The 19,104-nt window shown below is 65.3% G+C and carries 16 protein-coding genes; 9 read left to right on the forward strand and 7 right to left on the reverse strand.

Going from position 1 to position 19,104, the window contains the following annotated elements; translation table 11 throughout:
- Nucleotides 1-377 precede the first annotated feature (377 nt).
- A complete protein-coding gene (locus PNI01S_RS14740) occupies nt 378-1,667 on the forward strand; it encodes an MFS transporter (RefSeq protein WP_084358496.1) in 1,290 nt (429 codons plus the stop codon).
- A gap of 124 nt (nt 1,668-1,791) precedes the next feature.
- Nucleotides 1,792-2,343, forward strand: coding sequence for a GNAT family N-acetyltransferase (locus tag PNI01S_RS14745; RefSeq protein WP_024764987.1), 552 nt, complete (start codon nt 1,792-1,794; stop codon nt 2,341-2,343).
- Between the two features lie 23 nt (nt 2,344-2,366).
- Here the strand turns inward: PNI01S_RS14745 and PNI01S_RS14750 are convergent, their stop codons facing one another.
- Nucleotides 2,367-3,740: a M16 family metallopeptidase gene (locus tag PNI01S_RS14750; protein ID WP_024764986.1), complete on the reverse strand. Its 1,374-nt coding sequence runs from the start codon at nt 3,738-3,740 to the stop codon at nt 2,367-2,369.
- A 205-nt stretch (nt 3,741-3,945) separates the two neighbouring features.
- On the opposite strand from PNI01S_RS14750, the gene PNI01S_RS14755 reads away from it, so the two are divergent.
- Nucleotides 3,946-4,902, forward strand: coding sequence for an NAD-dependent epimerase/dehydratase family protein (locus PNI01S_RS14755; RefSeq protein ID WP_024764985.1), 957 nt, complete (start codon nt 3,946-3,948; stop codon nt 4,900-4,902).
- 70 nt (nt 4,903-4,972) lie between these two features.
- Here the strand turns inward: PNI01S_RS14755 and PNI01S_RS14760 are convergent, their stop codons facing one another.
- Both PNI01S_RS14760 and PNI01S_RS14765 read right to left on the reverse strand, forming a co-directional pair.
- Nucleotides 4,973-6,007, reverse strand: a complete 1,035-nt coding sequence (locus PNI01S_RS14760) for an AraC family transcriptional regulator (RefSeq protein ID WP_084358497.1) — start codon at nt 6,005-6,007, stop codon at nt 4,973-4,975.
- Nucleotides 6,008-6,103: 96 nt separating this feature from the next.
- Entirely contained in the window at nt 6,104-7,828 is a 1,725-nt protein-coding gene (locus PNI01S_RS14765; RefSeq protein ID WP_024764983.1) for a Na/Pi cotransporter family protein, read from the reverse strand.
- 355 nt (nt 7,829-8,183) lie between these two features.
- Here PNI01S_RS14765 and PNI01S_RS14770 point away from each other — a divergent pair, with 355 nt between their 5' ends.
- Complete coding sequence (locus tag PNI01S_RS14770; RefSeq protein WP_065083778.1) at nt 8,184-9,491, forward strand: PQQ-dependent sugar dehydrogenase; 1,308 nt, start codon at nt 8,184-8,186, stop codon at nt 9,489-9,491.
- Nucleotides 9,492-9,508: 17 nt separating this feature from the next.
- Nucleotides 9,509-9,982 carry an LEA/WHy family protein gene (locus PNI01S_RS14775; protein ID WP_084358498.1) on the forward strand — a complete coding sequence of 158 codons (474 nt, stop codon included), beginning with the start codon at nt 9,509-9,511 and terminating at the stop codon, nt 9,980-9,982.
- A gap of 61 nt (nt 9,983-10,043) precedes the next feature.
- Here the strand turns inward: PNI01S_RS14775 and PNI01S_RS14780 are convergent, their stop codons facing one another.
- The 4 genes from PNI01S_RS14780 to PNI01S_RS14795 form a co-directional block, all read right to left on the reverse strand.
- A complete protein-coding gene (locus tag PNI01S_RS14780; protein ID WP_024764981.1) occupies nt 10,044-10,805 on the reverse strand; it encodes a TerC family protein in 762 nt (253 codons plus the stop codon).
- A 32-nt stretch (nt 10,806-10,837) separates the two neighbouring features.
- Nucleotides 10,838-12,142, reverse strand: coding sequence for a CitMHS family transporter (locus PNI01S_RS14785; RefSeq protein WP_037010344.1), 1,305 nt, complete (start codon nt 12,140-12,142; stop codon nt 10,838-10,840).
- 265 nt (nt 12,143-12,407) lie between these two features.
- Nucleotides 12,408-13,385, reverse strand: a complete 978-nt coding sequence (locus PNI01S_RS14790) for an AEC family transporter (RefSeq protein WP_169891285.1) — start codon at nt 13,383-13,385, stop codon at nt 12,408-12,410.
- A gap of 79 nt (nt 13,386-13,464) precedes the next feature.
- Entirely contained in the window at nt 13,465-15,870 is a 2,406-nt protein-coding gene (locus PNI01S_RS14795; RefSeq protein ID WP_084358500.1) for a carbohydrate-binding family V/XII, read from the reverse strand.
- A gap of 318 nt (nt 15,871-16,188) precedes the next feature.
- On the opposite strand from PNI01S_RS14795, the gene PNI01S_RS14805 reads away from it, so the two are divergent.
- The 4 genes from PNI01S_RS14805 to PNI01S_RS14820 all read left to right on the forward strand — a co-directional run.
- Nucleotides 16,189-17,163, forward strand: coding sequence for an ABC transporter substrate-binding protein (locus PNI01S_RS14805; protein ID WP_024764977.1), 975 nt, complete (start codon nt 16,189-16,191; stop codon nt 17,161-17,163).
- Nucleotides 17,164-17,220: 57 nt separating this feature from the next.
- On the forward strand, nt 17,221-18,027 hold the full coding sequence (locus PNI01S_RS14810; RefSeq protein ID WP_024764976.1) for an ABC transporter permease: 807 nt from the start codon (nt 17,221-17,223) through the stop codon (nt 18,025-18,027).
- Nucleotides 18,015-18,848: an ABC transporter ATP-binding protein gene (locus tag PNI01S_RS14815; RefSeq protein WP_084358501.1), complete on the forward strand. Its 834-nt coding sequence runs from the start codon at nt 18,015-18,017 to the stop codon at nt 18,846-18,848. Before PNI01S_RS14810 ends, PNI01S_RS14815 begins: the two co-directional genes overlap by 13 nt.
- Before the next feature lie 139 nt (nt 18,849-18,987).
- On the forward strand, nt 18,988-19,104 hold a 117-nt coding region (locus tag PNI01S_RS14820; RefSeq protein ID WP_143514255.1), incomplete at its 3' end, for a lycopene cyclase family protein.

Below are 19,104 nucleotides of genomic sequence, written 5' to 3' on the forward strand. Positions count from 1 at the left end.
AATTCCTATATAAAATTAGGATTTATTACGCAGTAAAATGGCTTGTTAATAATCTTGTATGGCGAAAGTTTCCTAGGAAGTTTCTGAAGGAAGTTGATATGAAATTTCAGGAATAAACTTATTTGTCAAAAAAACCAAGTACCAATTTATAACTGTCAAGACGTTACTTGTTTTTGCCGACGAACAGCATCGAAGCTTTCACGAAGCTTTCAAACCCATGTAATTCACACCTTTCAGCCATTTTTCGATTGTCTGATGGCGGTCATTACACATAGGGTTACAAATAAGTCGGCCCTCCACTGCCCCGATCCACCCGGATGGCGACTGTCGATTTCCCTCGTGGAAATTTCCCGTGTGTCAGCCTGAGTGATGTCCCCATGGCCTCGAACAATTCCAAAGCCAAAGCCGTCTTCCGCGTGGTGAGTGGCAACTTCCTCGAGATGTACGACTTCATGGTGTATGGCTTCTACGCCACCGCCATTGCCAAGACCTTCTTCCCCGGCGACGACCCCTTCGCCTCCCTGATGCTGTCGCTGGCGACCTTCGGCGCCGGCTTCCTGATGCGCCCGCTGGGCGCCATCTTCCTTGGCGCGTATATCGACCGCCACGGTCGCCGCCAGGGCCTGATCATCACCCTTGGCCTGATGGCCATGGGCACCCTGCTGATCGCTTTTGTTCCGGGATACGCCACCCTGGGTGTCGCAGCACCCTTGCTGGTGCTGTTCGGCCGGTTGCTGCAGGGCTTTTCCGCCGGCGTGGAGCTGGGCGGCGTGTCGGTCTACCTCGCGGAAATCGCCACCCCGGGCAAGCGCGGCTTCTTCGTCAGTTGGCAGTCGGCCAGCCAGCAGGTCGCCGTGGTGTTTGCCGGCCTGCTGGGCGTGATCCTCAACCACTGGCTGAGCCCGCAGGACATGGGCGAGTGGGGCTGGCGCGTGCCCTTCTTCATCGGCTGCCTGATCGTCCCCGCGCTGTTCATCATCCGTCGCTCGCTGGAGGAAACCCCGGAGTTCCAGCAGCGCCAGCATCGTCCGACCCTGGGCCAGGTGCTGCGCTCCATCGGCCAGAACTTCGGCCTGGTGCTGGCCGGCACTGCCATGGTGGTAATGACCACCGTGTCGTTCTACCTGATCACCGCCTACACCCCGACCTTCGGTAGGAACGAGCTGCACCTGTCGGACTTCGACAGCCTGCTGGTGACCATGTGCGTGGGCCTGTCCAACTTCATCTGGCTGCCGCTGATGGGGGCGGTGTCCGATCGCATCGGCCGCAAGCCGCTGTTGCTGGCCGCCACCGTGCTGGCACTGGTCACCGCCTACCCGATGTTGTCCTGGTTGGTGGCGGAGCCCAGCTTCGCTCGCCTGCTGGAGGTGGAGCTATGGCTGTCCTTCCTCTATGGCAGCTACAACGGTGCGATGGTTGTCGCGCTCACCGAGATCATGCCGGCCGACGTACGCACCACCGGCTTCTCCCTGGCCTACAGCCTGGCGACTGCGACCTTCGGCGGCTTCACCCCGGCGGTCTGCACCTGGCTTATCCACACCCTCGACAACAAGGCCGCGCCGGGAATCTGGCTCAGTGGTGCGGCGGCCCTGGGCCTGCTCGCCACCCTGGTGCTGTTCCGCAAGGGCGCCCGTGCGCGGGAAGGGGCGCTGGCCGCTGGGGTCTGAGACCCTCTGCGACGTTCTGCCCCAGCGCGGTTTCGGGCGGCATTGACTCAAGTCAGGCTTGCCCGGACCGCGCAGGAGAAGGATAGGGTCAACCCAATCCCTCTTCTCCAGCGGAGAACGCGTCATGATCACCCACCCCACCGCCGAGCTCGCAGCCCTCGGGGCTGTTGGCGCCGATCACTGGATAGAAACTCTCGAAGACGGCAGCCATGTGCTGATCCGGCCGTTGCGCGCCGAAGACCGTGAGCGCGAGCGCCTGTTCCTCGAGCGCCTATCCCCCATGACCCGCAAATTCCGCTTCCACGGCGAAGTGAAGATCGACGACAAGCTGCTCGATCGCCTGATGGACGTGGACTACCAGACCACCATGGCCTTCATCGCACTGACCCATGTGGACGGCGAGCTGCGCGAAGTCGGCATCAGCCGTTACGCGGCTGTGGACAACCAGCAATGCGAATGCGCGGTGACCATCGCCGACGAGTTCAAGCAACTGGGCCTTGGCCTTGCACTGATGCGCCACCTGATCGACGTGGCCAAGCGCAATGGCTTCCACCAGATGTATTCGATCGACTCGTCCATGGACCGCGACATGCGCGACATGGCCCGCGAGCTGGGCTTCCGCGCCCAGGTCGACCCGGACGATTCCTGCCAGGTCATCCGCCGCCTCGCCCTCTGAGGCTTATCCGGCCCGGCGGGCAATCAGCCCCGCCGGCGCCGGAGCGCCAGCCCGACCAGTACCGCCAACAGCAGCGCGCCCAGCGCTGAAAGTGGATAGACCCTATCGTCGTCCAGCAGCGGTTTCTCGATACGCAGATACCCCTCGTCCTTGAACAGCTGCTGCGCCACGTCGTTGGCTTGCGTGAGGCTGACCCTTGCCAGGCGCTTGTCCTCGTCGGGGAACTTGCCGTCGTCGAAGTCCGCCAGCGCGCCCCAGTAGTAATCCGCCAGCGTCGAGTTGCCCGGCGTGCTCCAGGCCAGTTGCGCGCGCGCCACGCGCTGGATGCGGGCAAAGCGCTGTGGGTCGAGGCCGTCGTGGCGGATCTTGTCCACCAGGTCCTTCAGGGCCTGCTGGGTCACCTTCTCCTGATCGCGCTCGACATCGGCGTTCAGGCTCATGAAGCCCTGGTTGGCCCAGGCGGTGCGTTCGCTCCAGGGGCCATAGGAGAGCTCCCGGCGTACACGCAGTTCGGTGTAGAGCGCATCGTTCAGGTAGGCCTGCAGCAGGTCCAGCGTGGCGCCGTCGGCTTCCGCCGGCTCGGGGAAAATCCAGTGCAGTACCGCGCTTTCGCCGAACAACCCGGTGGTCAGGCTGCGCTGGCGCTCGGCCCCCTTTTTCATCTGCGGCAGGTCGCGTCGCTCCGGGGTCTCGTGATCCACCAGGGCGCCGTAGGTACGGCCCAGGTAGACCGGCAGGCGCGGGTCGAGGTCGCCGACGATGATCAGGGTCATGTTGCTGGGGACGTACCAGTCCTTGCGCAGCTGCTCCAGCTGGGCCTGGGTCAGGTTATCCACAGGTGCACGTTCATCGCACGACAGCCCCAGTTCCACGGCCAGCTGTTCCTGGCCGGCGCGGCTGACGTTCTGGTGGTCCAGCCAGCGCTGCAGGTGCGAATAATGGCCGCCGTCCTCGCGCACCAGTACCTGTTTGGCGGAGTCGATCTTGCGCTGGTCGAGCTGGGTGCGGGTGATGATTTCCAGCAGCAGGTCCAGCACCTGGCGCTGGGTGGCGGCGGGGGATTCGACGACGAAAGCGGTGTCGCCCTCGCTGGTGTAGGCGTTCCATTGGCCGCCCAGGGCCTGCATGCGCGCTTCCAGGTCGGCCTCGTCGCCGCCATCCAGGCCGCTGAAGAACAGGTGCTCCATCAGGTGCGGAAGCTGCCGGTCGCGGCAACTGAAATCACTGAAGCCGACGCCGACGATCAGGCGGATCGACACGTGGCCCTTCTCGTGGGTGGGCTTGAACAGTACGCCCATGCCGTTCTCCAGCTGATAGGCCTCGACCGTCTGTCGCTGGTCGGCAAGGGACCAGGTGGTGAGCAGCAGGGACAGCAGGGGGACGAACAACCAACGCATGAGCGGTGAGCCTGGACGCAAAGCCGTGAGGATAGCGGATTGACCGACGCGAACCCACCGCGTTCAACCTTTGTCGGGTGGCATCTTTGGTCATGGGGCTGGCTTGTGCGGTCACTGTCGGTGCTGGCGCAGTGGAACTACGCTGCAAGCACGCACCCTTCAATAGCCCAAAGTTCGCCGCGTTCCCGAGCGATCTGGAGGTTTCATGCGCGTATTGATCACCGGCGCCGCTGGCTTTCTGGGGCAGAGCCTGCTCAATGAACTGGCCGTGCAGCACCTGGATTGGACGCTGATCGCCGGAGACGTCAGGCGCATCAATACCCAGGGCCTGCGACCGAACATCGAGCCGGTTGCGCTGGACCTGGGTGTGGCTGCGCAGGTGAATGCCTGCGTAGAACAATGGCGACCGGACGCTATCGTCCATCTCGCCGCCGTGGTCAACCCGCCGAGGGAAATGACCCCGCAGAAGCTGCATGCCATCGAAGTCGGCGGCACTCGCGCGCTGATCGAGGCGGCGCGGCAGACCGGCGTTAAGCAACTGATAGTCACCAGCTCCGGCGTCGCTTATGGCTTCCACCGCGACAATGCCGAGTGGATCGACGAATCCCATCCGCTGCGCGGACACCCCCACCTGCTCCAGGCGCGTTGCAAGCAGGAGATCGAACAACTGCTGGCGGATGCGCGGAAACGTTATCCACAGCTCAAGCAGTTGATCCTGCGTCCCGGCACCATTCTCGGCCGACGTGTGCATAACCCGCTGAGCGAACTTTTTGCCCGGCCCACCATGGTGGGCGTGCTGGGGCACCGCAGCCGCTTCGTGTTCATCTGGGACCAGGATGTCGTGAACGTGATCCGCCAGGGGCTGGAACGCGGCAGCGAGGGCATCTACAACCTCGCCGGCGATGGTGCGTTGTCCTTGCGCGAAATCGCCGGCCTGCTCAACAAACCCTATCGGTCCATGCCCGCAGGCCTGCTGCGCATGGGGCTGGGGCTGCTCAAGCCGCTGGGTTTGTCGCGCTTCGGCCCGGAGCAGGTGGACTACCTGCGCTATCGGCCAGTGCTGGACAATCGCCGGTTGAAGGAAGAGTTCGGCTACGAGCCGCGCTATTCCAGCCGCGAGGCCTTCCTGGCCTATCTCGCGGCGCGGGGACCGAACGGCTGAGTCGCAGGCTGTGGATATCCTGTAGGCAAGTCTGTTGAAAAGCTTGCTGGCCGCTGCTTGTCGATGCCGGCTAATTGCCTGACTGCCGCCTCCGCTGGCGATATTCGCCCGGTGTCAGCCCCGTCCAATGACGGAAGGCACGGAAGAACACGCTGGGTTCGGAATAGCCGAGCAGGGCGGCGATATCCGTGGCCGGCAGGTTGCCTTCGCCCAGGTAGCGTTCCGCCAGTTGCCGGCGGGTGTCGGCGAGCAGCTGTTGATAACTGCTGCCTTCCTCCGCCAGTCGGCGCTGCAGCGTGCGCTCGCTCAGGCCCAGTTCGCTGGCAACCGAAGCGCGGCCCGGTTCCCCGCGGGCCAGTTGCTCACCCAGGAGGGCGACGACACGGCCGCTGATGCTGGCGCTGGGCAGCCGGGCGAGCAGGCCTTCGGCGTGCTGGCGCAGCAGATCGCGCAGCGGCGGATTGGCCTGGGGCAGTGGTGCGTCGATGAGTGCCCTGGGTAGGCCCATGGCGTAGTCAGGCGCTTCAAACTGCAGAGGGCAGCCGAAAGCCTTTTCATATTCTTCGAGATTCTCCGGCTGGCTGTGCATGAAGCGGCAGCCGGCCAATTGCAGGCCGCTGAGCAGGGCGCGCAGCTGGCGCGCCCAGAACCCCAGCAGCGCCAGGGCGCGGGCGCGGGTCGCCGGCGTTTCGGGGCTCAGCGGGCGGTAGGTCACCCAGATGATCTCGGCTTGCGCCTCGATGGCCACCTGGCCGCCTTCGCCTACCAGGCGCTGGTAGCGCATGGCCGACTCGAGGGCGTCGCCCAGCGTGGTGCTCGACTGCAGCAGATAGCCCAGCGCGCTGAAGGATGCCGGCGACAGGGCGCGGCCCATGGCCAGGCCGGGCTCATCGTGCTTCAGGTCGGTCTGGATCACCTGCCACATGCGCTCCTGCAGCGCGAAGTCGATACGCGCATCCGGGTCGCTGAGCTGGGATTGCTGAATGCCGCTGGCAGCGAGCAGCGCATCGCGGTTCATACCGAGACGCACGGCCGCCAGCAGAATGGCCTGGGTCAGGCTGGCGCTGACCGAGGGAGGGCGTTGGGATTGAGTGCATGCTTCCATGGCGGCGGATTCTGCCCGAACCCTGGGCGTCGTGATATCAGGACTTTGTAGGGGCTGGCGAACGCTCCGTCGAAGCGCCCGCCCAGTCCCTGGCCGTCAACCCGTCGCGCTGGAGCCGGGCGGAGCCGGGCGCTGCTGATCCTGTACCGCTTCGACTTCGCGCTCGACGAAGTCATCGTCTTCCCCAGGTTCAGTGGTTGCCGAACTGCTGGCATCCGGGTTGTCCAGAACAGCATAGGCGATGGCGCAGAACAGCGAGTTCAAGCGCTTCATGTCGCTGATCAGGTCCAGGTGCAGCGAGCTGGTCTCGATGCTCTGTACCACCTGCTGACGCAGGCGGTCGACATGCGAGTGGGCGAAGCGCCGTTCCTGCAGGCGGAAGCGCTGCTTGGCACGGCGCAGGCGCTTGGCGCCTTCCTGGTCACCATTGAGGAACACCGACAGGGACAGGCGCAGGTTGGCCACCAACTGACCGTGCAGCACGGTGATCTCCTCCAGGCCGTTGTCGGAGAAGGATCGGCTGCGCGAGGTCTTCTTGTCCTGCACGGCGCCGAGCATGTGTTCGATGATGTCGCCCGCCTGCTCGAGGTTGATCGCCAGCTCGATGATCTCCGCCCAGCGACGGCTGTCGGCTTCGCTCAGGTCTTCGCGGGGCATGCGCGCCAGGTACAGCTTGATCGCGGTGTAGAGGGCGTCGACGTCGTCGTCCTGCTTGCGGATTTCCTTGCCCAGCAGCGGGTCGCCGCTGTGGATAACCTGCATCAGGTTGTTCAGCATCTGTTCGACGATATCGCCCATGCGCAGGGTTTCGCGCACCGCATTGACCAGCGCCAGGCTTGGCGTGTCCAGCGCACCGGGGTCGAGGTGGCGCGGGCGGACGATATCTTCCGGCGAATGGCGGTCGGGCATGATGCGCGTACAGAAGGCCGCCATTTGTCCGGTCAGCGGCAGGCAGGCGAGGCAGCGGGTGGTGTTGTAGAGCACGTGGAAGGCGATCACCAGTTCGGCGGTGCTGAACTGCCAGTGGTCGATCCAGTCTGCCAGCGGGCCCACCAGCGGCAGCACCAGGGCGCAGCCGGCGACCTTGAACAGCAGGCTGCCCAGCGCCACGCGGCGGCCGGCGGCGTTCTGCGAGGAGGCACTGATCATCGCCAGGATTCCGCTGCCCAGGTTGGCGCCGATCACCAGGCACAGCGCCACTTTCAGCGAGATCACCTTGGAGGCGGCCAGCGTCGCGGTAAGCAGCACGGCCGCCAGGCTGGAATAGGAAATCATCGCGAACAGCGCGCCGGTGAGCGCATCCAGCATCACGTCGCCGGTCAGGCTGGAGAACAGCACCTTGACGCCCTTGGCCTGGGTCATCGGCTCCGCTGCCGCGACGATCAGCTGCAGCGCCAGGATGATCAGCCCCAGGCCGATGAACACCCGGCCGAGCTGGCCCAGGCGCGACTTCTGTCGGCCGAGGAAGAAGATCACCCCGAAGAAGATCAACAGCGGCGACAGCCACGACAGGTCCAGGGTCAGCACCCGTGCCATCAGCGCCGTGCCGACGTCCGCGCCGAGCATGATCGCCAGCGCTGGCGCCAGGGCCATCAGTCCGGTGGCGACGAAGGAGGTCGCCAGCAGCGCCGTGGCGTTGCTGCTCTGCACCAGCGCGGTGACACCGATGCCGGCGGCGAAGGCCAGCGGGCGCTTTTCCACGCTGCGGCTGAGGATTTTTCGCAGATTACTGCCGTAGACCCTGAGGATGCCGGTGCGGACGATGTGAGTGCCCCACACCAACAGGGCGACGGCAGAGAGCAGATCGAGCAGTTTGAGCATGTCGGGCCCCCTTGCACGCAAATGGGCCCGCGGGCGGAGCGTCCGTCGACGGACCCTGTAACGACCTCGCCCGCGGCTCCGTACAGACAGCGCGGAGGGCCGAGAAGGACACGGCAGCATTCAGGCGATTGTCACAAGACTGTCATGGTAGACCCTCGTTCTTCCCTGAGGGTTCGCCAAATCTCTGATTTGCCGGGATTCCTGTCTGTCAGTAAAGCCGATCAAACACGGGTGCGAGAGGCTTTGCATCGGTTATTTCGCACGGATCGGCGGGCGTATATGTCTAGACTGCCTAACCATTTGCTGACAGAAGTGCTCATCGACATGGATGCGCCACAGGCCGAGGAGAAGTCGCATGCGTAGGTCGTTCCCCCTCCTGATCGTACTGGCGTTGGCCGGTTGCGGCGACAAGTCGGCGCTGCCGTTCACCGCCGGCACCGGACCTCAACCGCAATTGCCCGAACCCCAGAGCAGCGTGCTGCCCACCGTCAACATCGCCACCGCCACCGGCTGGCCCGCCGGGCAGATGCCCCGTGCTGCCGAAGGCCTGGAGGTGCAGCGCTTCGCCGACAAGCTGGAACACCCGCGTTGGCTTTACGTTCTGCCCAACGGCGATGTGCTGGTGGCGGAAAGCTCGGCACCGCCCAAGGAAGAGTCCGGCGGATTGAAGGACTGGGTCGCCGGCAAGGTCATGGCCAAGGCCGGGGCCTCGGTACCCAGCGCCAACCGCATCACCCTGCTGCGCGACGCCGATGGCGATGGCGTGCCGGAACAGCGCAGCGTGCTGCTGGAGGGCCTGTTCTCGCCCTTCGGCATGGCGCTTGTGGATAACTGGCTGTATGTGGCCAACGCCGATGCCGTGGTGCGCTTCCCGTACAAGACCGGTGAGACGGCGATCAGCGCACCGGCGGAAAAGGTCGTCGACCTGCCGGGCGGGCCGATCAACCACCACTGGACCAAGAACATCCTCGCCAGCCCCGACGGCCGCTACCTCTACGCCACCGTCGGCTCCAACAGCAACGTCGGCGAGAACGGGCTGGACGCGGAGAAGCACCGCGCGGCGATCCTGCAGATCGACCTTTCCAGCCGTAACGTGCGGGTATTCGCCTCCGGCCTGCGCAACCCCAACGGGCTGGGCTGGGAGCCCAACAGCGGCGCCCTGTGGACAGCCGTCAACGAGCGCGACGAACTGGGCAACGACCTGGTGCCGGACTACATGACCTCGGTGAAGGACGGCGGCTTCTACGGCTGGCCCTGGAGCTACTTCGGCCAGCATGTGGATAAACGCGTCGAACCGCCGCGCCCGGACATGGTGCAGAAGGCCCTGGTGCCCGACTACGCCCTGGGTTCGCACACCGCCTCCCTCGGCCTTGCCTTCTATCAGGGCAGCCTGCTGCCGGAGCGTTATCGTGGCGGCGTGTTCATCGGCCAGCACGGCTCGTGGAACCGCAAGCCGCGCAGCGGTTACCAGGTGGTGTTCATCCCCTTCGGCGGCGGCAAGCCCAACGGCCAGCCGGTGACGGTGCTGGATGGTTTCGTCAACGACAAGGAGGAAGCCATGGGCCGTCCGGTCGGCGTCGCTGTGGATAAGTTTGGCGGCCTGCTGGTGGCCGATGATGTGGGTAACACCGTATGGCGGTTGCGCCCGGCTACCCTGAAGTGAATCGACGAGGAGGCCGCATGGCCAAGCTACATCGCCTGATCCTGATGGTCGCGCTACTGACGCTGGGCGCGTGCAGCAGTCTGTTCGGCACGCGCGATCCGCTGCGCATCGACCTGGTCGGCCTGGAGCCGGCGACCGGGCAGGGCATGGAAGCGCGCTTCACGGTCAAGCTGCGGGTGCAGAACCCCAATGACCAGGCCATCGACTACGACGGTATCGCCCTGGACCTTTCGGTGAACGGCCAGCCGCTGGCCAGCGGGGTGAGCGACGCCAGCGGGCAGGTGCCGCGATTCGGCGAAACGGTGATCAGTGTGCCGGTGAGCATCTCGGCTTTCTCTGCGCTCCGCCAGGCCTGGGGCCTGTCCGGCGGTCCACCGCGCCAGGGCATGCCCTACGAAATCAGCGGCAAACTGGCCGGTGGGTTGTTCGGTACGGTGCGCTTCAACGACAAGGGCGTGCTGAACTGGCCGGAGCCGGTTGCACGTCCTTGAGGTATGTTGCTGTGGATAAACCGGGCTGTGGATAGCCCGGTTTTTTATTGCCTGCCGTGGGCTACTGGCCTGGGATGTCCTTGCGCAGCTTCACCGGGTCCACTTCCTTCTTCCCACGCGCGGTGCGCATGCGGATGTTCAGCGCTTCCACCGCCAGCGAGAAGGCCATGGCGAAGTAGACGTAGCCCTTGGGCACGTGGACTTCGAAGGCTTCGGCGATGAGCACGGTGCCGACCACGATAAGGAAGGACAGCGCGAGCATCTTCAGCGACGGGTGCTTGTCGATGAAGTCGCTGATGGCGCCCGCCGCCAGCATCATCACCATGACCGCCACGACGATGGCCGCGACCATCACCGGCACGTTGGAAACCATGCCCACGGCGGTGATCACCGAGTCCAGCGAGAACACGATGTCGATGATGGCGATCTGGATGATGGTGCCGATGAAGCCACCCATCACGCTCTTGGGTTCTCCCTCGGTTTCATCCTCGCCCTCCAGGCCGTGGAAGATTTCGCTGCTGCTTTTCCACAGCAGGAACAGGCCGCCGAAGAACAGGATCAGATCGCGCCCGGAGATGCCCTGGCCGAACACGTGGAACAGGTCGGCGGTCAGGCGCATGACCCAGGTGATCGAGAGCAGCAGCAGGATGCGCGTGACCATCGCCAGCGCCAGTCCGAAGAAGCGCGTGCGCGGCTGCATGTGCTTGGGCATGCGGCCGACCAGGATGGAGATCATGATGATGTTGTCGATGCCCAGGACGATTTCCAGGGCAGTCAGGGTGAAGAACGCAATCCAGATTTCAGGGCTGGTCAGCCATTCCATTGTCGCGGTACTCGAAGTCGGTCGTTGATCGGTCAGTCATTGAACAGCGGGAACAGGCCCAGCAGCAGCGCGGCGGCGAGGATCGCCAGGCACACCAGCACGGCCCATTTGAGGGTGAAGCGCTGATGGTCGCCGAAGTCGATCTTGGCCAGGCCTACCAGCAGGTAGGTCGAGGGCACCAGCGGGCTGAGCAGGTGCACAGGTTGGCCGACGATGGAGGCACGGGCCATTTCCACCGGCGTGATGCCGTACTGCGCGGCGGCCTGGGAGAGTACCGGGAGCACGCCGTAGTAGAAAGCGTCGTTGGACATGAAGAAGGTGAACGGCATGCTCACCAGCGCCGTGATGGTCGCCAGATACGGCCCCAGCGCCGGCGGGATCACCGCCAGCAGGCTCTTGGACATGGCTTCGACCATGCCCGTTCCGGAGAGGATCCCGGTGAATACGCCCGCGGCGAAAATCAGCGAGACCACCGCGAGGACGTTCTCGGCGTGGGCGCCGATGCGCTTCTTCTGCTCCAGGATGCAGGGATAGTTGACGATCATCGCGATCCCGAAGGCGATCATGAACAGCACCGGCATCGGCAACAGGCCGGCGATCAGGGTGCCCATCAGCACAACGGTCAGCACGGCGTTGAACCACAATAGCTTCGGCCGACGCGCCTCGGGATATTGCGACACACTCACTTCCGCCATCGCTTCGTGGTCGGTCGGCAGGTGCAACTCGCCCAGGCGGGCGCGCTCGCGCTTGCCGTAGGCCCAGGCGAGGGCGAAGATCGCCGCGATGCCGGCGAGCATGGCCGGGATCATCGGCACGAAGATGTCCGCCGGGTCGACGTGAAGGGCGCTGGCTGCGCGGGCAGTCGGGCCGCCCCAGGGCGTCATGTTCAGCACGCCGCTGGAGAGCATGATCAGGCAGGCCATCAGCAGCGGGCTCATGCCCAGGCGGCTGTACAGCGGCAGCACGGCGGCCACGCAGATCATGTAGGTGGTCGAGCCGTCGCCATCCAGCGAGACGATCATCGCCAGCGCGGCGGTGCCCATCGATACCTTCAGCGGATCGCCCTTCACCAGTTTGAGGATGCGCCGCACCGCCGGGTCGAACAGCCCGGAGTCGATCATGATGGCGAAGTAGAGGATGGCGAACATCAGCATCACGCCGGTTGGCGCGAGGGTGCGGATGCCGTCCAGCATCATCGGTCCCAGGCCCTTGGCGAAGCCGCCGAGCAGGGCGAAGGCGATCGGGACCAGGATCAGCGCGATCAGTGCCGAAAGCCGCTTGGTCATGATCAGGAACATGAAGGTCGCCACCATGGCGAAGGCGAGGAAAGTCAGCATGGGGATAACTCCGTCTCGGCGCCGAGGTTCAGCAGCGGCTGTGGATAAGCACGAGTGGTACGGACGGAGTGGGAGCGGGGGCGGACAGGGAACGGGGCATGAGCGATCACCGATTGTTGTTTTTGTACGCTGCGCGAACGCAGGTCCGGCCGGGAGGACCGAGGCGGCGATGCTAGGGGGTCAAGCTTTCAGCAGGCTTTCGCGGAATATTTCCACAGATCGGTGGGGATTTGCGCAGGTTCAATCCAGATGCAGTGGACAAATTTCAGGAGCCCAGCGCCTGGATCGCACCCATCACCAGCAGCAGGCTGGCGCCGGCCAGCAGTGTCTGCAGGGTGATGATCCCCGCCATCAGTCCGCTTTCGCCGCCCAGCTGGCGGGTCAGTACATAGGCGGTCGGGGCTGTGGGGAGCGCGAAGAACATCACCAGCAGTGCGCTCTCCAGCGGCGGCAGTGCCATCAGGCGAGCGATGGCGAAGGCCAGCAAGGGCATGGCCAGCAGGCGGACCGCGCAGTTCCAGCCCAGTGCCGAGACCTCCGCGCGCAGCTCCTGCGGCTGTAGTGCTGCACCCACGCAGAGCAGGCCCAGCGGCAGGCTCGCTACGGCCAGCAGGTTGAACAGCCGGTCCGTACCGCCGGGCAGGCCGATGCCGCTCACATTCAGTACCGCGCCCGCCACGCAGGCGAGGATCAGCGGGTTCCTGACAATCGGCAGCAGTAGCGAACGCAGGCTGATGCCGCGTTCGGCGGTCAGCGCCCAGACCGACATCACGTTCACTGTCGGCACCATCAGCGCCAGCATCAGCGCGGCCAGGGTCAGGCCCGGTTTGCCATAGAGGCTGCCGACGGCAGCCAGCCCCAGGTAGGTGTTGAAGCGCAGCACGCCCTGGGCGATGGCGCCGAAGCGCGCGGCATTCCAGCCACGCAGGCGTTTGGCGATGAGCAGGGCAATCCAGGCGATACCCAGCCCGAGCACCACTGCCAGCGCCTGGCGGGTGAGGCCGGGGTCGTTCAGCGGCGCGCTGGCCAGGCTGCTGGCCAGTAGCGCAGGAAACAGGATGAAGTAGTTGAGCCGCTCGGCTGCCGGCCAGAAGGCCTCGCCGGGGAAACCTTTGCGGCGCAGCACGAAGCCGCCGACGATCAACGCGAACAATGGCCACAGGGCCTGGAACAGAGCGGTCACGGCAACCCCAAGAGGGTGGTGGGAGCGGGCATCTTGCCGAGGGTGAGTGGGCCAGGGCAAGGCGTGTGGATAAGTGCCGATCCTTGCCCGAAGTGGTTTTCCACAGGCTCAGGCGGTGTGGAAAACCTTGTCCACACCCTCAGCGGCGGAAACCGCCGCCGCCAATGTGGCCGCCGCCGAAATGCCCTCCACCGGCCCACTGCCGCTGCGTCTGGTTGAAGCGCTGCTGGCCGACCTGCCGCGACTGGTACTGCTGCTCCAGTTGCCCACGCATGTTGGCCTGGTTCGGCTGGACGGGCTGCCAGCCATTGCTGGTGTGTTGCTGCCAGCCGTTGTCGGTGTGCTGGTAGACGTTGCCATCGTGCCCGGCGTAGACGTCGCCATTCTTCCAGGCCACGGCGTTGCCGGTGCGGCGATTGTAGGTCACGCCGCGGTTGTCGTGGTCGTAGCTGCCGCGGCCGTCATCCACATCGCCGGATACCCCGCGCTCGGCGATGGTGGTGCGACCGGTCTGGGCGTTGTGCTTCACGCCCTGCTGGCCGGCCTTGAAGTCGCCGCTATCGGCATCGTAGGCCACGCCACTGCGCCCTGCGGCGGAGATACCGGTGGAAGCATTGGAATAGGCCCCGCGCCGCCCGGCCACTCCCTGGTCGGTATAGGGGTTGAACGCCGCGCCCTGGCTACCGGCGAAACGGGTGCCGGTGCGCGGGTTGTAGCCGGCCGCCGAGCTGCCCTGCCACTGGGTGCCGGTCCAGGCGTTGTAGCCATAGGCGTGGGTGACGGTGCCCTGGCCCCAGCGCCCGTAGAAGTTGGCCTGGTTGATGTTGGTATAACTCCAGCCGCCCTGTGGATAAGGTCCCCAGTACGGGCCCCAGTATGGCTCCGGCGTGCCCCACCAGGCTCCGGCGGCGTAGCCGAAGGCGAAGCCGGTCAGCGCGCCGACGGCAAAGCCCGCGCCATAGCCATAGGTCGGTGGATAACCGTAGTACACCGTGCTGCTGACATAGGCGGGATAGGCGTAGCCCGTGCCGTACACCACCGTGCCGTCGCTGTTGACCACCACGCCCAGGTATCCCGGCGTGTAGCCGACAACCACGGTCTGCGGGGTCACCGAGTAGATGTGCACATACGTCACGTAGTACACCGGCGAACTGGGCGGGATGCCGTAGATCGCCGCGGGCACTTCCGTGGCCACTTGCCACGGCCCGCTCGGGCTGGGGGCGGTGAACCAGACGCCGTTGCTCACGGCGAAGAACTGGTTGGCCGTCACTTCGATCACTGGCGTCGGCGTGTTCACCGCGTAGTTCAGGCTGGTGCCGGTGATCGACTGGAAATTCGGCGCGCCGTCATAGGTCACCTTCAGCGTGGCCTTGCTGCGCGAGACGCTGGCAGTCTGCGGAATGCTCGCGGCGATGGCGGCTTCCTTGGCCTGGGGCGTACCGGGAACCGACACGAGGACGTTGGCTTTCGGGTCCTTGGCGGAGATCTTCGCGAAGTCGGCGGGCAGGTCCTTGCCGGGCACATAGGTCCACGGGCCTTTCTCACCCGGGCCGCTGAACCAGCGGCCGGATACCAGCACGTACCAGGTGTTGTGGGTCGGATCGACGAACACCGCGTGATCGGCATTGTTCAGGCTCAGCAGGCTGACGCCGTCCACCGGCGCCATCTGCGCGGTGCCGTCGCTGACGATCAGTTCGGTGGGCTGCGTGGCCACCCGCACGGCCGGCGCCTTGCCCGGCTTCTTGCCGTTCTTGGGCAGCAGAGCGTCCACCGGGCCGGCCTTCTCCGCCGCCTGCTGGGCGCTGAGCAGCACCTTGGGCGGTTGGCTGAGCACCAGCCAGGTGCCGTCCAGCGCCTGCGCCGTGTACCAGTTACCGGCGGCGTTCAGGTAGTTGTTGCCCTGGGCGTCGCGCAGGAGCAGCACGCGGCTGTTGATAACCCGCTCGAAGTCGCTGCCCGTCAGGGCTTGCCACTTCGGCTGGCCGTCGATGATCACCAGCACGGTCGGGGTGCTGGCGAAAATGATCTGCGGCGCGTCGTTCTTCACTTCCACGTGGCGCAGCTTGTCCAGTTGCTGGTTCACCGCGTAGCTGGCCTGCAACTGGTCGAGGGAGACTGTCAGGCCTTCTTTGGGCAGCCGCGCCACCAGGGCATCGCGCACCTTGTCGGCGCTGTCTGGTGCGGTGGGGACTTCGACCTTTTCGATGCGCAGGTCGGTGAGTTGCACCAGGCCGCTGGCCTTGTCGATGGCGGCGGCGGCGGAGAACTGCGCTACCCCGTAGGTGGGCGCGGCATTGGCGGCGCCGATGGCGATGGCCGCCCGGCCGCCCATGCGGGTGCCGTCCCAGTCTTCGATCTGCGGCTGGAAGATCTGCACATGCTGGTCGCCCAGGGCGAAATCCCGGGGCCATTTCAGTTCTTCGGCCATTGCCGGCGAAGCGGGCGCACCGGCCTGTGGTTGGCCCTGGGCGGCAACGGCAGCAGCGGGATGCAACGACAGCCCGGCGACGAGCGCCAGGGCCGAGAGAATGGGGCGGGGGGCCATGCTGGAAACCTTCCTTGAGGAGAGCTGCGTTCAACCATAGTGCAGCGCAGAACAACCCGCGCGCGGCCGAGCTCTCCCCTGCGCCATGCTGGTGCAATTTCGCCGGCAAGGCAGCTTTTTCTTATGGCGCAACGACATATTTAATAATTTTCCGAGCCTCCCGCTTCGGCCACCATCGGCCTGTCAGACATGTCGCGAGACAAAGCCTTCAGACGCTGGGCCATAGAGCCCGATGCCGCCCATGTCCCGGTTCTACCGGCCTCCTGGCCACTGCCGCAGTAAATCAACAACAAAGCCAAACGGCTGTGGGAGTGCTTCATGATCAAGTCCTTGCTCGTGCGTTCCATCGCGTGTTCCGCCCTGGCTCTCGCCGCCGCTTCTGGCGCGCAGGCCGGTACCCTGTCCATCGGCCATACCACCTGGGTCGGCTACGGCACCCTCTATCTCGCCCGCGACCTGGGCTACTTCAAGGAGCAGGGCCTCGACTTGCAGCTGACCACCATCGAGGAAGCCTCGATGTACATGGCGGCCCAGGCCTCCGGCCAGCTCTCCGGCTCCGCTTCCACCATCGACGAAATCCTCAAGTACCGGCCGAAGTTCTGCTTCAAGGCCGTGGCTGCGCTGGACGACAGCCATGGCGGCGACGGCGTGCTGGTGGGCAAGGACGTCACCTCCCTGGCCCAGCTGAAGGGCCAGGAAGTGGCGGTCAACGAAGGCTCTGTCTCGCAGTTCTGGTTGGCCTACCTGCTCAAGCACGCCGGCATGAGCATGAGCGACATCAAGGTGCAGAACATGACCGCCGATGACGCGGCCAGCGCCTTCATCGCCGGCCGCGTACCCGCCGCCGTGACCTGGGAACCGCACCTCTCGCTGGTACGCGAGAAGCAGCAGGGCAAGGTGCTGGTAGACAGCTCCACCACCCCCGGCGTGATCGTCGACGTGGTCGCCCTCAACTGCGACGTGATCGAGAAGCAGCCCGAGGACGTCAAGGCCCTGGTGAAAGGCCTGTACAAGGCCGTGCAATACACCAAGGAGCACCCGGACGAGGCCTACGCCATCATGGCCAAGGGCGTCGGCGGTTACCTCTCCGATCCCAAGGCCCTGGCCGATGCCGCCAAGGGCGTGCGCTTCTACGACAAGGCCATGAGCGAGCAACTCATTGGCACTCCCGGCAAGCCCGGCGACATCAAGGGCTTGATCCGCCTCGCCAACGAAACCTGGAGCGGCCTGCAGGGCAAGCGCCTGGAAGTCAGCTACGACGACCTGGTCGACCCGCGCTTCGTCTCCGAGTAACCGTCTCACTCTTGTCCCCGCGGGCGGCGCCGTGCCGCTCGCCTGGAGGAATCCGCGATGCCTCGTCGTTCGCAATCCTGGCTCAGCCGTTGCCTGACGCCCAAGGTCGACCTGCCGCTGAAGCTGGTCTGGTCCGCCGGCACCCTGTGCTGGCTGCTCGTGTTCGGTCTGTGGGCCGGGCTCTCCTATGGCGGCGTGGTGCCGGCGATGTTCCTGCCCACCCCGGACGCGGTGCTCGCGGCCGGTGTGCGCCTGGCCAGTGACGGCACCCTCGCCACCCACGTGATGGCCAGCGTCAAGGTGGTGATGATCGGCTTCATCATCTCCTCGCTGGTGGCGGTGCCGCTGGGCCTGTTGATGGGCAGCTTCCGCATCGTCCAGGCCTTCCTCGAACCGCTGGTGAACTTCATTCGCTACCTGCCGGTGACCTCCTTCGTGCCGCTGTTCATCCTGTGGATCGGCATCGGCCTGGAACAGCGCGTCACCGTGATCATCTTCGGCGTGTTCTTCCAGCAACTGGTGATGATCGCGGACGTTTCCCGCGGCGTCGCCAAGGACCTGGTCAATGCGTCCTACACCCTGGGCTGCAACCGCCGCGACGTGGTCCTTCACGTGCTCGGCCCGGCGTCGCTGCCGGGCGTGCTCGACACCCTGCGCGTGACCATGGGCTGGGCCTGGACCTACCTGGTCGTGGCCGAACTGGTCGCCGCCTCCAGCGGCCTGGGCTACATCAGCCTCAAGGCCATGCGCGGCTTCCAGGTCGACGTGATCTTCCTGGCCATCGCCATCATTGGCCTGCTGGGCCTGATTACCGACCAACTCTTCCGATTCATCCGACTGAAGGTGGCGTCATGGGCGCAGTAGCGATCAAGCAGGAAGAAGCGGCCGTGATCGGTCAGGAACAAGCCAGGCCGCCGCGCCTGCGGGTGGAGAACGTCAGCCTGCGCTACCGCACGCCCGAGGGCGGCACCTTCAGCGCGCTGGAGAGCGTCTCCTTCGAAGTGCCGGACCAGCAGTTCGCGGTCATCGTCGGCCCGTCCGGCTGCGGCAAGTCGAGCCTGCTCTACCTCACTGCCGGCCTGGCCGAGCCCACCGAAGGCGACATCTACGTCGGCGGCCAACTGGTCGACGGCCCGGGCGCCGACCGCGGCATGGTGTTCCAGAGCTACACCCTGTTCCCCTGGCTGACCGTGCGCCAGAACGTCGAGTTCGGCCTCAAGCGTCGCGGCATGCCGGCGGCCGAGCGCCGCGAGATCGTCGACTACTACCTCGACGAAGTCGGCCTGCGCCGCTTCGAGAACAACTATCCCAAGCAGCTCTCCGGCGGAATGATGCAGCGCGTGGCGATCGCCCGCGCGCTGGCCAACGACCCGCAGATCCTGCTGATGGACGAGCCCTTCGGCGCCCTCGACAGCCAGACCCGCATGCAGATGCAGCAACTGCTGCTGCGCGTGTGGGACCACAGCAAGAAGACCGTGGTGTTCGTCACCCACGACATCGACGAGGCCATCCTGCTGGGCGATCGCGTCTACGTCATGGGCGCACGCCCCGGCCGCATCAAGCGCATCCTCGACGTGCCCATCGAGCGCCCGCGCTCGCTGGACATGGTCATGGACCGCCAGTTCATCGAGATGAAGCGCGAGATCCTCGGGCTGCTGCACGACGACCTGGAAGAAGCGCACTGACCTGCCGTCGGCCGGCGCCTCCTGCAGGGCGCCGGCCGATACGGTGATTCGCTGCAGCACCGTTCGGCCCCCGTCTGCCTCGGGACGAGGGTTGGGTGAGGGGTTCTGCCATTCACGCAAGGACCAAAGGAAAACCCCCATGTCCAACGATTCCACCTACGACTACCTCATCGTCGGCGCCGGCTCCGCCGGCTGTGTCCTGGCCAATCGACTGAGCGCCGACCCGTCCGTGCGCGTCTGCCTGCTGGAAGCCGGC

The sequence above is a fragment of the Pseudomonas nitroreducens NBRC 12694 genome (assembly GCF_002091755.1).
Classification (GTDB): Bacteria; Pseudomonadota; Gammaproteobacteria; order Pseudomonadales; family Pseudomonadaceae; genus Pseudomonas; species Pseudomonas nitroreducens.